Annotated in this window: 13 protein-coding genes; 10 read left to right on the top strand and 3 right to left on the bottom strand. The window is 61.6% G+C overall.

The annotated features are described in order from the left end of the window. Positions 1 to 77: 77 nt before the first annotated feature. From hutI to ACZ9EJ_RS29380, 5 genes are read left to right on the top strand one after another with little or no spacing between them, the layout of a single operon-like run. Positions 78 to 1,331, top strand: a complete 1,254-nt coding sequence (hutI, locus tag ACZ9EJ_RS29360; protein ID WP_046641258.1) for an imidazolonepropionase — start codon at positions 78 to 80, stop codon at positions 1,329 to 1,331. Next, on the top strand, positions 1,328 to 2,863 hold the full coding sequence (hutH, locus tag ACZ9EJ_RS29365) for a histidine ammonia-lyase (protein ID WP_046641259.1): 1,536 nt from the start codon (positions 1,328 to 1,330) through the stop codon (positions 2,861 to 2,863). Before hutI ends, hutH begins: the two co-directional genes overlap by 4 nt. Then, positions 2,864 to 3,682, top strand: a complete 819-nt coding sequence (hutG, locus tag ACZ9EJ_RS29370; protein WP_046641260.1) for an N-formylglutamate deformylase — start codon at positions 2,864 to 2,866, stop codon at positions 3,680 to 3,682. Between the two features lie 13 nt (positions 3,683 to 3,695). Beyond that, the gene (hutU, locus tag ACZ9EJ_RS29375) at positions 3,696 to 5,369 is read left to right on the top strand and encodes a urocanate hydratase (protein ID WP_046634263.1); all 1,674 of its coding nucleotides are present in this window, start codon (positions 3,696 to 3,698) and stop codon (positions 5,367 to 5,369) included. A gap of 5 nt (positions 5,370 to 5,374) precedes the next feature. Then, positions 5,375 to 5,959, top strand: coding sequence for a HutD/Ves family protein (locus ACZ9EJ_RS29380; RefSeq protein ID WP_046641261.1), 585 nt, complete (start codon positions 5,375 to 5,377; stop codon positions 5,957 to 5,959). A gap of 76 nt (positions 5,960 to 6,035) precedes the next feature. On the opposite strand, the gene ACZ9EJ_RS29385 is transcribed toward ACZ9EJ_RS29380, so the two are convergent. From ACZ9EJ_RS29385 to ACZ9EJ_RS29395, 3 genes are all read right to left on the bottom strand, one after another. After that, a complete protein-coding gene (locus ACZ9EJ_RS29385) occupies positions 6,036 to 6,236 on the bottom strand; it encodes a hypothetical protein (RefSeq protein WP_046641262.1) in 201 nt (66 codons plus the stop codon). Continuing rightward, a complete protein-coding gene (locus ACZ9EJ_RS29390; RefSeq protein WP_046641263.1) occupies positions 6,233 to 7,252 on the bottom strand; it encodes a ketopantoate reductase family protein in 1,020 nt (339 codons plus the stop codon). The genes ACZ9EJ_RS29385 and ACZ9EJ_RS29390 overlap by 4 nt, the downstream gene beginning before the upstream one ends. 172 nt (positions 7,253 to 7,424) lie before the next feature. Next, entirely contained in the window at positions 7,425 to 8,333 is a 909-nt protein-coding gene (locus ACZ9EJ_RS29395) for a helix-turn-helix domain-containing protein (RefSeq protein WP_046641264.1), read from the bottom strand. A gap of 165 nt (positions 8,334 to 8,498) precedes the next feature. Here ACZ9EJ_RS29395 and ACZ9EJ_RS29400 point away from each other — a divergent pair, with 165 nt between their 5' ends. Genes ACZ9EJ_RS29400 through ACZ9EJ_RS29420 form a run of 5 tightly spaced genes read left to right on the top strand, consistent with a single transcriptional unit; the run spans position 8,499 to position 12,847 of the window. Next, positions 8,499 to 8,651, top strand: a complete 153-nt coding sequence (locus ACZ9EJ_RS29400) for a hypothetical protein (protein ID WP_476100378.1) — start codon at positions 8,499 to 8,501, stop codon at positions 8,649 to 8,651. Beyond that, positions 8,648 to 9,532: a carbohydrate ABC transporter permease gene (locus ACZ9EJ_RS29405; RefSeq protein WP_046634248.1), complete on the top strand. Its 885-nt coding sequence runs from the start codon at positions 8,648 to 8,650 to the stop codon at positions 9,530 to 9,532. Before ACZ9EJ_RS29400 ends, ACZ9EJ_RS29405 begins: the two co-directional genes overlap by 4 nt. 3 nt (positions 9,533 to 9,535) lie before the next feature. Then, complete coding sequence (locus ACZ9EJ_RS29410) at positions 9,536 to 10,444, top strand: carbohydrate ABC transporter permease (RefSeq protein WP_046641266.1); 909 nt, start codon at positions 9,536 to 9,538, stop codon at positions 10,442 to 10,444. A 4-nt stretch (positions 10,445 to 10,448) separates the two neighbouring features. Beyond that, positions 10,449 to 11,558: an ABC transporter ATP-binding protein gene (locus ACZ9EJ_RS29415; protein ID WP_046641267.1), complete on the top strand. Its 1,110-nt coding sequence runs from the start codon at positions 10,449 to 10,451 to the stop codon at positions 11,556 to 11,558. Between the two features lie 32 nt (positions 11,559 to 11,590). Beyond that, the gene (locus ACZ9EJ_RS29420) at positions 11,591 to 12,847 is read left to right on the top strand and encodes an ABC transporter substrate-binding protein (protein WP_046641268.1); all 1,257 of its coding nucleotides are present in this window, start codon (positions 11,591 to 11,593) and stop codon (positions 12,845 to 12,847) included. Positions 12,848 to 12,849 lie beyond the last annotated feature (2 nt).

The following is a 12,849-nucleotide window of genomic DNA, read 5'->3' on the forward strand; positions in this document are numbered from 1 at the left end:
GCGGAGACCAAAATTCCTCTTGTCACTCGGATTATTATGTATATACATGTTCGCCCATAAGGAAAGGCGAAAAGCTTATGGATGGGGAAGATTCTTCAAAATCTGCAGCAGGGCCCGCATCGCTCTGGCACAATGCGCGGATCGCCACCTTTGCTCCCTCGGCATCCGGTCTGGGCATAATCGAAGCCGGTGCAATCGCCGTGCGCGGCGGGCGGATAGCCTTCGTCGGCACACTGGCCGACCTGCCTGCCCAATTTGAGAACTCCGAAAACAAAACCGATTGCGGCGGGCGATGGATCACCCCGGCCCTGATCGACTGCCATACCCATTTGGTATTCGGCGGCGACCGCGCGATGGAATTCGAAATGCGCCTGGCGGGATCGACCTACGAGGAGATCGCACGCGCCGGCGGCGGCATCATCTCATCGGTGATGGAAACCAATGCCCTCTCGGAAGACGAACTTCTGGAGCAGGCGCTTCGCAGGTTGGACACGCTGCTGGCCGAAGGCATCTGCACGGTCGAGATCAAATCCGGCTACGCGCTGAACATCGAGGGCGAGCTGAAGATGCTGCGGGTTGCCCGCAGGCTTGGCGACGTCAGGCCGGTGCGGATCGTAACGAGCTGGCTTGCCGCACATGCGACACCGCCGGAATACAAGGGCCGTAACGGCGACTACATTACTGACGTGGTCCTGCCGGGTCTTGAGGCGGCCCATTCGCAAGGGTTGGTCGACGCGGTCGACGGTTTCTGCGAAGGCATCGCCTTCTCGCCCGCCGAAATCGGCCGGGTTTTCGACAAGGCGAAGGCGCTTGGCCTTCCCGTCAAACTTCACGCGGAACAGCTCTCCGATCTTGGCGGCGCGCGCCTTGCCTCCTCCTATGGCGCATTGTCAGCCGACCACCTCGAATATCTTTCCGCACAAGACGCCAAGATCATGACTGAAGCCGGCACGGTCGCCGTGCTGCTGCCGGGTGCCTTCTATACGCTTCGGGAAAAGCAGGCGCCGCCTGTCCAGGCGTTGCGCGAGGCTGGCACCCGTATCGCGCTTGCGACCGACAGCAATCCGGGCACCTCACCGCTGACCTCGCTGCTCATGACCATGAACATGGGCGCGACACTGTTCGGCCTGACGGTCGAGGAATGCCTTGCCGGCGTCACGCGGGAGGCCGCGTACGCCCTCGGTCTTCAGGCCGAAACCGGCACGCTTGAGATCGGCAAATCCGCCGACTTTGCGATCTGGGATATCCAGCGGCCGGCTGAGCTTGTCTATCGCATCGGCTTCAACCCGCTGATGACACGAATCTTCAAGGGCGAGAGGGTTTTCGCATGAGCATCGTTCTGACACCTGGCTCGGTGAGCCTTCGCGAGCTTCAGGACATCTACTGGAACGGCACGCCGGTACGGATCGATCCTTCGTTCGACACCAGGATCGAAAAGGCTGCGGCGCGGATCGCCCAGATCGCCGCCGGCAACGAGCCGGTCTACGGCATCAACACGGGATTTGGAAAACTGGCGTCGATCAAGATCGATAGTGCCGATGTCGCCACACTCCAGCGCAAACTGATCCTGTCGCATTGCTGCGGTGTCGGCGCCCCGCTTGCCGAAAATATCGTCCGCCTGATCATGGCACTGAAACTCGTCTCACTTGGGCGCGGCGCCTCCGGCGTCCGTCTCGAACTGGTGCGCCTGATCGAGGCGATGCTGGAAAAAGGCGTGATCCCGCTCATTCCGGAAAAGGGCTCGGTCGGCGCGTCGGGGGATCTCGCGCCGCTCGCGCATATGGCGGCCGTGATGATGGGCGAAGGCGAGGCCTTTTATCAAGGCGCATTATTGCCGGCTGCCGAGGCCCTCGCGAAAGCCGGATTGAAATCGGTCGTGCTTGCCGCCAAGGAAGGGCTTGCGCTGATCAACGGCACCCAGACCTCTACGGCCTTGGCGTTGGCCGGCCTGTTCCGTGCTCATCGGGCTGCCCAGGCCGCACTGGTAACCGGTGCGATGTCGACGGATGCCGCCATGGGCTCGTCTGCGCCTTTCCATCCCGATATCCACACACTTCGCGGCCACAAGGGCCAGATCGATGCGGCCGCGGCTCTGCGCGCCCTGCTGTCGGGTTCGGTCATCCGCGAAAGCCATCTGCAAGGCGACGAACGGGTGCAGGACCCCTATTGCATCCGCTGCCAGCCGCAGGTCGACGGCGCCTGCCTCGATCTCCTGCGCTCCGTCGCCCGGACTCTCGAGATCGAAGCGAATGCAGTGACCGACAATCCGCTGGTGCTGTCAGATGATAGCGTCGTCTCCGGCGGCAATTTCCACGCCGAGCCGGTGGCGTTTGCCGCCGACCAGATCGCGCTTGCCGTCTGCGAAATCGGCGCGATCGCCCAGCGCCGCATCGCATTACTCGTCGACCCGGCCCTCTCCTACGGCCTCCCGGCCTTTCTCGCAAAAAAGCCGGGGCTCAATTCCGGGCTGATGATCGCGGAAGTCACGTCCGCCGCCCTGATGTCGGAAAACAAGCAGATGTCGCATCCGGCCTCCGTCGATTCGACGCCGACCTCCGCCAATCAGGAAGACCACGTTTCGATGGCCTGCCATGGCGCGCGCCGGCTTCTCCAGATGACTGACAACCTCGCGACCATCATCGGTATCGAAGCGCTGACGGCGGCTCAAGGGGTGGAACTGCGCAGCCCGCTGACGACGAGCCCGGAACTTCAGAAGGTGATCGCCACCATCCGCTCCGCCGTTCCGAGCCTGGACGAGGACCGTTACATGGCGAACGACCTCAAGGCGGCGACAGATCTCGTGACTTCGGGCGCGCTCGCCGCATCCGTTTCATCGGATATCCTGCCGGCTCTGGAGGCTTGAATGGCTGTGCTCGAAGTCAGACAGGGCACCTCCCCCGTCATTCTCGGCTTTCCGCATACGGGAACCGACGTGCCCCTAGCTGTCTGGGAGCGGCTGAACGACAACGGTCGCCTCCTGGCCGATACGGACTGGCACATCCATGAGCTCTACGATGGCCTTCTCGCGGATGCCACTACGGTGCGCGCCACCTTCCACCGCTACGTGATCGACGCCAACCGCGACCCGCAGGGTGTCAGCCTCTATCCCGGCCAGAACACCACCGGCCTGATCCCGGAGACGGATTTCGACGGCAAGAACATCTGGCAGCAGAGCGCCGCGCCGACCGAGGTCGACACCACAGAGCGGCTGCGGGATTTTCATGCGCCCTATCATGCCGCGCTCGCAGCCGAGATCGAACGGGTCAAATCCATTCACGGCATTGCCGTGCTCTACGATTGCCATTCGATCCGCTCGCATATCCCGTTCCTCTTCGAAGGCACCCTGCCCGATTTCAACATCGGCACGGACATGGGCAGGACCTGCGCCCCGGCAATCGAGCAGGCGGTGCTCGCCGTGACGGCGGCGACGTCGGGCTACACCAGCATCCTCAACGGCCGCTTCAAGGGCGGCTGGACGACACGGCATTACGGCAAGCCGGAAACCGGCGTCCACGCCATCCAGATGGAACTTGCACAGGCCACCCATCTCGCCACAGAGACCCTGCCCTTTGCCTATGACGCGGCCAAGGCAGAGCGACTGCGCGCCCATCTGAAAGATATCCTGACGCGGATCGAGCGCATCGCCCTCGACCTCGCTTCAGAGAACAACAACAACCGATAAAGGGAACGTTCCGATGACCAATCCCCGCCACAATATCCGCGAAATTCGCGCCCCCCGCGGCAACCAGCTCAACGCCAAAAGCTGGATGACGGAAGCGCCGTTGCGCATGCTGATGAACAATCTCGACCCGGACGTAGCGGAAAACCCCAACGAGCTGGTCGTTTATGGCGGCATCGGGCGCGCTGCCCGCACCTGGGACGATTTCGACCGGATCGTTGCGACGCTGAAGACGCTTACGGAGGAGGAAACGCTGCTGGTGCAATCCGGCAAGCCGGTCGGCGTGTTCCGCACCCACAAGGACGCGCCGCGCGTGCTGATCGCCAATTCGAACCTCGTGCCCCATTGGGCGACCTGGGACCATTTCAACGAACTCGACAAAAAGGGCCTTGCCATGTACGGCCAGATGACGGCCGGGTCGTGGATCTATATCGGCACCCAGGGCATCGTGCAGGGCACTTATGAAACGTTCGTCGAGGCCGGACGCCAGCATTATGGCGGCAACCTCAAGGGAAAATGGATCCTGACCGGCGGCCTTGGCGGCATGGGCGGCGCCCAGCCGCTGGCCGCCGTCATGGCCGGCGCCTGCTGCCTGGCGGTCGAATGCAATCCGGACAGCATCGATTTTCGGCTGCGCACCCGCTATGTCGACGCGAAGGCGGAAACGCTCGACGAAGCCATGGAGATGATCACCCGCTGGACGGAAGCAGGCGAGGCGAAGTCCGTCGGCCTGCTCGGCAATGCCGCGGAGATTCTGCCCGAAATGGTCCGTCGCGGCATTCGTCCGGACATGGTCACCGACCAGACCTCCGCCCACGATCCGATCAACGGCTACCTGCCGAAGGGCTGGACGATCGCCGAATGGAAGGCGAAACGCGAAAGCGATCCGAAGGCGGTGGAAAAAGCCGCCCGCGCCTCGATGCGCGAACATGTGGAGGCGATGATCGCCTTCTGGAACGCCGGCATCCCGACCCTCGACTACGGCAACAATATCCGCCAGGTCGCCAAGGACGAAGGGCTGGAAAACGCCTTCGCCTTCCCGGGCTTCGTGCCGGCCTATATCCGCCCGCTGTTCTGCCGCGGCATCGGCCCGTTCCGTTGGGCCGCCCTTTCCGGCGATCCGGAAGACATATACCGCACCGACGCCAAGGTGAAGGAGCTGCTGCCGGACGACGCGCATCTCCACAACTGGCTCGACATGGCGCGTGAACGGATTTCCTTCCAGGGCCTGCCGGCGCGCATTTGCTGGGTGGGCCTCGGCGTCCGCCACAAGCTTGGCCTCGCCTTCAACGAGATGGTGCGCAACGGCGAGCTGAAAGCGCCGATCGTGATCGGCCGCGACCATCTGGACTCCGGATCGGTCGCCTCTCCCAACCGGGAGACGGAAGCGATGAAGGACGGTTCGGACGCGGTATCCGACTGGCCGCTGCTGAATGCGCTCCTCAACACGGCATCCGGTGCCACCTGGGTGTCTTTGCATCACGGCGGTGGCGTCGGCATGGGTTATTCGCAGCATTCCGGCATGGTCATATGCTGCGACGGCACCGAGGACGCCGACCGCCGGATCGAACGCGTGCTCTGGAACGACCCCGCCACCGGCGTCATGCGCCATGCGGATGCGGGCTACGAGATCGCGGTGGATAGCGCCAAGGAAAACGGACTTCGCCTGCCCGGCATTCTCGGAAACTGAGCCCCATGAAAATCCTGCGCGCATCCGACTACAAACGAATGCCGTGGAAAAACGGAGGCGGCGAGACGGTGGAGATCGCCGTCCATCCCGCCGGTGCATCAATCGAGGATTTCGATTGGCGCATCAGCATGGCGAGCGTTGCCTCCGACGGACCGTTCTCAAGCTTTCCGGACGTGGATCGAACCCTGGCGATCCTCTCCGGGGACGGGATGGATTTGACGGTCGATGGCGACACGTCTGTCACTCTCACGCGCAGTTCCGAGCCCTATCCGTTCGCTGCCGACAGGCCGGTTTTTGCCACATTGGTCAATGGCGTGACAACGGACCTCAACGTGATGACGCGGCGCGGCCGGTTCTCTCATCGCGTCATCAGGCAACCGACGCCCGTCTCGCTGCGGCCGTCGGCATTTTTGAGATTTGTTCTTGCGACAGGAAAACACACGATCGCGTTGAGTTCGGAGAAATTTGAACTCGGGACGCTTGATTGCCTGAGCGTCGGCGCCGAAGTGACGGGCGACCTAGTTATCTCCGGGGACTCGGAGGTTTTCCTGATAGAGCTGCATCCCGAGGCTGGGCACGGCTTGCACTGACGCTCTCGGTCCGGCAAGCGCGCTCCTCGTCGTTCTCGACCGCGATTATATGACGGAGCTGCGACTATCTCGGCTATCATCGGCCGCTGCCCCAGCTTTTCGTCAGCTCGTTCCTTGGCGGTATCACAATGGCGGTCGCCGACTGGCTCGGCCGGTCCATCATCTTTCCTGGCAGGTGCCTGTCGGCCTGCTGGTCGCCCTCGTCGGTGGTCCGTTTTTTCTCTGGCAGATTGCGAAATCGAGATGAGCCCCAGCTTGCCGTCGACGAGATGTTCATGCCGCCGCATTCGCCAGCTCTTCGAGATTGGCCATGTCGAGCGGGCGTTTACCGTCCTCGATCTCGTGGATCATCTCAATTAGGCGCGCGGCAAGCGGCGTCGGAACGCGCAATTCCCTGCCGATCTCTACGACCGGCATCACCTGTGCTTCCACCTCGGTCTTGCGTTTGCGCACCGCGAGATCGCGCCAGATGCCGGAGTGCGATCTTGCCGACCTGCGGTTCTGCGCCACCATGTCATCGAAGGACGTCTCGGTCTGCTGCGGTGAAGCCAGCGGCCCGAAGGCGGACGGATCGAATCCGTCGAAGGCTTCCGGCCGGATGTTGTTGATAGCCGCCACCGTCGCCACTTCCAGCGCAAGCCGGCGCAGAACCGGGCGGGCGATCGGATTTTCGAGTACATCGGCAATGCTGTCATTGGTGAGAGCTGTGCCGAACAGCAGTGCGCCGTAGATGAGCTTGCCCCACAAAAAGCCCCAGATATTGCTGGTGATCAGAGCCTTCGGCTCGACCTGCCGCATCAGCTGGTAGATATCCTCGGCCCGCTCCGTGAAACGCCCGTCGAGTTCGCCGATCACCACGGCGCCATGGCCGCCATACTGCACGACGCCCGGCTCCAGATAATCCGACTCGAAATTGACGAAGCAGCCGATGACGCGATGTTCCCCGACGATACGGGCAATCACTCGTTCGTTGAGCCCGTTCTGGGCGGAAACCAGATATCCGTCGGCGGGCAGATGCTGGACGAGAGACCTTGCCGCCGCCTCCGTATGATGAGCTTTGACACAGAGGAAAGTCCGTTGATACGCGCCTTCCAGCTCTTCCGGCAAATAGGCTCTGGCCCGGACGGTATCTTCGAAGATCGGGCCGACGATCTTCAGTCCCTTCTCATTGATCGCATCGACATGATCCTTGACGTTGTCGACGAAGATCACGTCCTCGCCGGCGCGGATGAAAGCCGCACCCAGCGTGCCGCCGATCGCGCCGGCGCCCCAGATCAGAATTGGCTGGCTCATGTCCAAGGTCCTTCCAAAAACGCCCGCATTCCTGCGAGCGCTATATCCCACATTGCCTAACGCGCGCTCGTTGCGGTTTGCAAGACCCGGCGCGCCTTCGAGAACAGCTATTGGCCCACCCAGTACCTGATCGGCGGTCGCAGGTGTTGGCCGCCAAGCCCATCCGGCCTGTTCAGCGCGTCAGCGGATAGATCAGCTGGCCGTCCTCCTCGCCCCTCGGGAAGGCGCCTTCACGGCTGCGCTTTTCTGACTGCTGATAGCCCTGCGGGCTGATGCCGATATAGCGCTTGAACATGCGGGAGAAGTAGTAGGCGTCCGTATAGCCGGAAAGCTCGGCGGCGCGCTTCACCGTACAACCGCCGGCCATCAGGCCCATGGCCCGCTCCATCCGCTTGAATTCCTGGAACTTGTCGGGCGTCCAGCCAACCCGCTTTCGGAACTCCCGCTTGAAGTAATCCGGATTATAGGGCACCGATTTGATCGTTCTTCCGACGATCTCCTCGCCCAGCGGATCGGCCGCGATCTGGCTCGCCGCCACCATGACCGAAAAGGAGAGCGCATCCGGATTGTTGACGTTGCCGACCGACTGCTCCCTCCAGCCGGTATGGGCCTGTTCGATGAATTCGATCAGCAGGAACATGAAGAGGTGATGCTGAAGCAGCGTGGTCGAATAGGGCGGCGAATTGTCGTGGTAATAACGCGTCAGCGGCTCCATCATTTCCCAGCGTGCGAGCGTGACGGCGTGTTTCAGGTTCATCTGGGCGATCAGGTCGAGCCGCCCGAAGAGGTCGAGCGTGAAATGCTGGGCAATCCCGGTATAGGCTTCCCGCGAGGTCGAATAGCCGGAAAACCACGTATTCGCAGGCAGGAGCATCGCCCTGCCCGGCGCCATGTCGATTGTCTCGCCCCCCACCTCATATCGTGCCGAGCCCGTCAGACAGATGATCAGGTCATGCACGCTGTTCGATTTGTCCACGCCCCAGGTATGCGAGTGCTGCATCCTTATGGTTGAGCGCGTCAGCGTCAACGCCATCGCGTTCATCGGAATCGCGGACAGAACGCTACCTTCAATTTTATCCATCCTTTTCCCCGAATTTGTCGATTTGATCTGACTAGCAAAGTGAGAATATCAGCGTGGGAGCTGATATCTCAACATGTCAGAGACGGAAATGGGAGGAAATGGCACTTCTTTCTTGGAAACCTGAGGGATCAGGTGGGTCCGGAGATCGAAGTGCCAGAGGTTGCGATGCACAATAAAGGAAGTGTCTCTTCGTTCAATGCCGCCTATATCGAGGGCGGCACGCTCAACTGGGCGACGAAACTCATGGGCGACCTTGCCTATGACGGAACCGTCGCCGCCCACGCACGGCTCCACGCCAGACTGGGGCGGGCGGCATGAGCGGCGACAACAGGTTCCTTGGGCTTATCTATCTGTCGCCCTTCATCATCGGGCTTCTGGTTTTCACCGCCCTGCCCTTCCTCGCGTCGCTCTATCTGAGCTTCACCAACTACAACCTGATGAACGAGCCGGTCTTCACAGGTCTGCAGAACTATATCCGGCTGTTCACCAACGACCGGACGTTCCGCAAATCGCTCTGGGTCACGCTGGTCTACGTGTTCATGACGGTGCCGTTGAAGCTCGCTTTCGCGCTCTTCATGGCGGTGATCCTCAATTACAAGCTGAAATTCATCAACGTTTTCAGGACGGCCTATTACGTGCCGTCGATCCTTGGCGGTTCGATCGCCATCGCGGTCCTGTGGCGCTACATCTTCGCCGATGTCGGCCTCGTCAACATGGGCCTTGCCCTGCTGGGCTTCGAGCCGGTCAACTGGTTCGGCGACCCGACCAATGCGCTGTTCACCATCACGCTGTTGCGCCTCTGGCAGTTCGGTTCGGCCATGGTGATCTTCCTTGCCGCGCTCCAGAGCATCGACAAGACGCTCTACGAGGCAGCCTCGATCGACGGCGCCGGCAAATGGACCAGCTTCGTCTACATCACCCTGCCGCTGATCACGCCTGTCATCTTCTTCAACCTGATCATGCAGATGGTCCAGGCCTTCCAGGAGTTCAACGGACCCTACATCATCACCCAAGGGGGGCCTTTGAAATCCACCTATCTCCTGCCGATCTACATCTATGACGAGGCCTTCAAGCGCTTCGACATGGGTTACGCCTCGGCTATCGCCTGGGTCCTGTTCCTCATCATCATGGCCCTCACCCTCGTCGCCTTCTGGTCCTCTCGCCACTGGGTCTATTACGCCGGCGACAAGAGGAGCTGACCCATGACCGATCACATCCTCTCTCAGAACTCGCCAGCCGCCCGCGACATCGACATCGCCCGCAGCCGCGAAACGCGTCGGCACCGTTTCAATGCCGCGCTGCGTTTCGCTCTGCTGACCGGGGTCGGGCTGCTGATGCTCTATCCGCTGATCTGGCTGATCGGGGCGTCGTTCAAGACCAATTCGGAGATCTTCGCAAATCCCGGCTTCTGGCCGGAGAACCCGACACTCGACGGCTATATCAAGGGGTGGAAAACCTCGACGCCCTATTCCTTCGGCACGTTCTTCGTCAACACGCTGTGGATCGTCATCCCGAAGGTGATCGGCACGGCGATCTCCTGCACCGCGGTCGCCTATGGCTTCGCCCGCTTCGATTTCCCTTTTAAGAAGGTGCTGTTTTCAGCGCTGATCGCGACGCTGCTCCTGCCGAACGTCGTTACTCGCATTCCGCAATACCTGATCTTCCGCGATCTCGGCTGGCTCGACAGCTATCTGCCGCTCTGGGTGCCCTCGGCGCTTGCGGGTGATGCCTTCTTCGTCTTCATGCTGGTGCAGTTCCTGCGCGCCATTCCGCGCGACATGGAGGAGGCAGCCCGGGTCGACGGAGCCACCACCTGGCAAACGCTGATCTTCATTGTCGTGCCGCTTCTGATGCCGGCGCTGATCTCGGTCTGCCTGTTCCAGTTCATGTGGACGATGAACGACTTCCTAGGACCCCTGATCTACATCTCTTCGGTCGACAAGTACCCGATTTCGCTGGCGCTGAAACTGTCGATCGACACGACCGAAGCCTTCGAATGGAACCGGGTCCTGGCGATGTCGGTCCTGTCCTTGGCGCCGGCACTCGCGGTCTTCTTCCTCGCCCAGAAATATTTCATCGACGGGATCTCCTCCGGCGGGATCAAAGGATAGTCACATGGCGCGTCTTCAACTGAGAAACCTCGAAAAGGACTACGGTTCGTTCCGCGCCGTGCATGGCATCAACCTCGATGTCGAAGACGGCGAATTCATGGTGCTGGTCGGCCCGTCCGGCTGCGCCAAGTCCACCACGCTTCGCATGATCGCCGGGCTGGAACGGGTGACCGGCGGCGAGATCCGTATCGGCGGCGAGCTGGTCAACGACAAGACGCCGGGCGACCGCGGCATATCCATGGTCTTCCAGAACTACGCGCTCTATCCGCATATGAAGGTGCGCAAGAACCTCTCCTTCAGCATGCGGCTGAAGCGCCGCCCGGCCGCCGAGATCGAACAGGCCACCCAGCACGTCTCCAATCTTCTCGAGATCGACCCCTTGCTCGACCGGCTTCCAAAACAGCTCTCCGGCGGCCAGGCGCAGCGCGTCGCGGTCGGCCGGGCGCTGATCAAGAAACCGCAGGTCTTCCTGTTCGACGAGCCGCTCTCCAATCTCGACGCCAAGCTGCGGGCCTCGATGCGCGTGCGCATCACCGATCTGCACAAGCGCCTGAAGGCGGACGGCCAGCAGGCGACCGTCATCTACGTTACCCACGACCAGACCGAAGCCATGACCATGGGCGACCGAATCTGCGTCATGCGGGACGGCCACATCATGCAGGTCGCCGATCCGGTGACGCTCTACAGCCGCCCAGCCAATACATTCGTCGCGGGCTTCATCGGCAGCCCGGAAATGAATTTCCTCGACGGCACGTTCGAAGGAGAAAACAGCGTGCGGGCAGCGGAGCAGGTGATTGTGCTCGGCGACGAGTTCACCAAGCGGATTTCCGGCCGCAGCGAACACGTCACGCTCGGCATCCGGCCGCAGCACCTGCGCATCGTCGCGGCCGAAACGCCCGGCACCATCAAGGGCAAGCTTACCCATATCGAGTTCATGGGCCACGAAGTCTACCTCTATGTCGACATCGGCCCGAAACGCCTGATCGCCGTGGTGCCGTCCGCGTCCTACGACCGCGGCGCGCTTCGCGACGACTGGGTCTGGCTGAGCCCGGACCCGAAGGGAGTGCATCTGTTCGACCGCCAGTCCGGGGAGAATATCAGCCTGGCGATTTGAAACTTCATCGTTCCAACTTGGGAGGAGCCAAAATGAGAACCATGTTCATGACCGCGGCTTTGTTTGCCGCCACCAGCCTTTCGACCGCATTCGCTTCGGATCTGCGCATGTCCTGGTGGGGCAGCGACGACCGCCATGTCGCAACCCAGCAGGCCCTGAAGGTCTGCGGCGCGAAATTCGGCCACACGATCGCGCCTGAATTCACCGGCTTCCAGGGCCATCAGGAAAAGATCGCCACGCAGCTCGCCGGCCGCACAGAGGCCGACATCATGCAGGTGAACTGGCCCTGGCTGCCCCTATTCACCAAGAACGGCGACGGCTTTGCCGACCTGAACCAGTACAAGGACATCATCGACCTCAGCCAGTGGTCGAAGCCGGATCTCGACAGCGGCACCGTCAAGGGCAAGCTGAACGGCATTTCCGTCTCGACCACCGGCCGCGTTTTCATGTTCAACAAGACGACTTACGACAAGGCCGGCATCCCGATCCCGAAAACCTGGGAAGAGCTGATCGCCGCAGCGCCGAAGATGAAGGAAAAGCTCGGCAAGGAGTATTATCCCTTCGAAGGCGCCGCTCTCGACGCCCGCCTGATGGTGATCCTGCGCACCACCCAGAAGACCGGCAAGGACCTGATCGACCCGGCTACCAACAAGGTCGCCTGGAGCGAAGCCGAACTCGCCGAAGGCCTGGAATTCTACAAGACACTGGTCGACAAGGGCGTCATCGAGAGCTGGAAACAGGTCGCCGCCGGCGGCAATACGCCGCTGCATGAAAACCAGAAATGGGCAAAGGGCCAGGTCGCCGGCACCTACCAGTGGGACAGCACTTACGGCAAGATCGCAACGCCGATGGAAAAGGGCCAGGAGCTCGTGCCCGTCAAGCTGTTGACGATCGAGGGCGCAAAGACCGATGGCGTCTACCGCAAGCCCTCCATGCTGTTTTCGATCTCCAGGAACAGCAAGGATCCTAAGGCCGCGGCCCAGGTGCTCAACTGCCTGCTCAACGACCCGGAAGCGGTCAAGATCATGGGGGCGACGCGCGGCATTCCGTCCAGCAAGGCGGCGCTCGATACGCTGACCAAGGAAGGCAAGATCAAACCGGTGCAGCTGGAAGCCTACAAGCGGGTGATGGAGCCGACCAGCCCCGGCGTCTCGCCGCTCAACGAACATCCGCGCGTCACGGAAGTCTTCGACACCAATTTCGAAGCCTTCGCCTATGGCCAGCAATCCTCCAAGGATGCCGCAACCGAGATCATCGCCGGTATCAACCAAGCGCTGACGGGGATCTGAGG

The sequence above is a fragment of the Neorhizobium sp. USDA 3394 genome (genome assembly GCF_056280385.1).

What these genes read in the sequence shown, in the direction of transcription:
- ACZ9EJ_RS29405 (WP_046634248.1), top strand. Translation starts at nt 8,648, where the DNA reads ATGAGCGGCGACAACAGGTTCCTTGGGCTTATCTATCTGTCGCCCTTC.
- hutI (WP_046641258.1), top strand. Translation starts at nt 78, where the DNA reads ATGGATGGGGAAGATTCTTCAAAATCTGCAGCAGGGCCCGCATCGCTC.
- ACZ9EJ_RS29395 (WP_046641264.1), bottom strand. Translation starts at nt 8,333, where the DNA reads ATGGATAAAATTGAAGGTAGCGTTCTGTCCGCGATTCCGATGAACGCG.
- hutG (WP_046641260.1), top strand. Translation starts at nt 2,864, where the DNA reads ATGGCTGTGCTCGAAGTCAGACAGGGCACCTCCCCCGTCATTCTCGGC.
- ACZ9EJ_RS29410 (WP_046641266.1), top strand. Translation starts at nt 9,536, where the DNA reads ATGACCGATCACATCCTCTCTCAGAACTCGCCAGCCGCCCGCGACATC.
- ACZ9EJ_RS29385 (WP_046641262.1), bottom strand. Translation starts at nt 6,236, where the DNA reads ATGAACATCTCGTCGACGGCAAGCTGGGGCTCATCTCGATTTCGCAAT.
- hutU (WP_046634263.1), top strand. Translation starts at nt 3,696, where the DNA reads ATGACCAATCCCCGCCACAATATCCGCGAAATTCGCGCCCCCCGCGGC.
- ACZ9EJ_RS29415 (WP_046641267.1), top strand. Translation starts at nt 10,449, where the DNA reads ATGGCGCGTCTTCAACTGAGAAACCTCGAAAAGGACTACGGTTCGTTC.
- ACZ9EJ_RS29400 (WP_476100378.1), top strand. Translation starts at nt 8,499, where the DNA reads ATGCACAATAAAGGAAGTGTCTCTTCGTTCAATGCCGCCTATATCGAG.
- hutH (WP_046641259.1), top strand. Translation starts at nt 1,328, where the DNA reads ATGAGCATCGTTCTGACACCTGGCTCGGTGAGCCTTCGCGAGCTTCAG.
- ACZ9EJ_RS29390 (WP_046641263.1), bottom strand. Translation starts at nt 7,252, where the DNA reads ATGAGCCAGCCAATTCTGATCTGGGGCGCCGGCGCGATCGGCGGCACG.
- ACZ9EJ_RS29420 (WP_046641268.1), top strand. Translation starts at nt 11,591, where the DNA reads ATGAGAACCATGTTCATGACCGCGGCTTTGTTTGCCGCCACCAGCCTT.
- ACZ9EJ_RS29380 (WP_046641261.1), top strand. Translation starts at nt 5,375, where the DNA reads ATGAAAATCCTGCGCGCATCCGACTACAAACGAATGCCGTGGAAAAAC.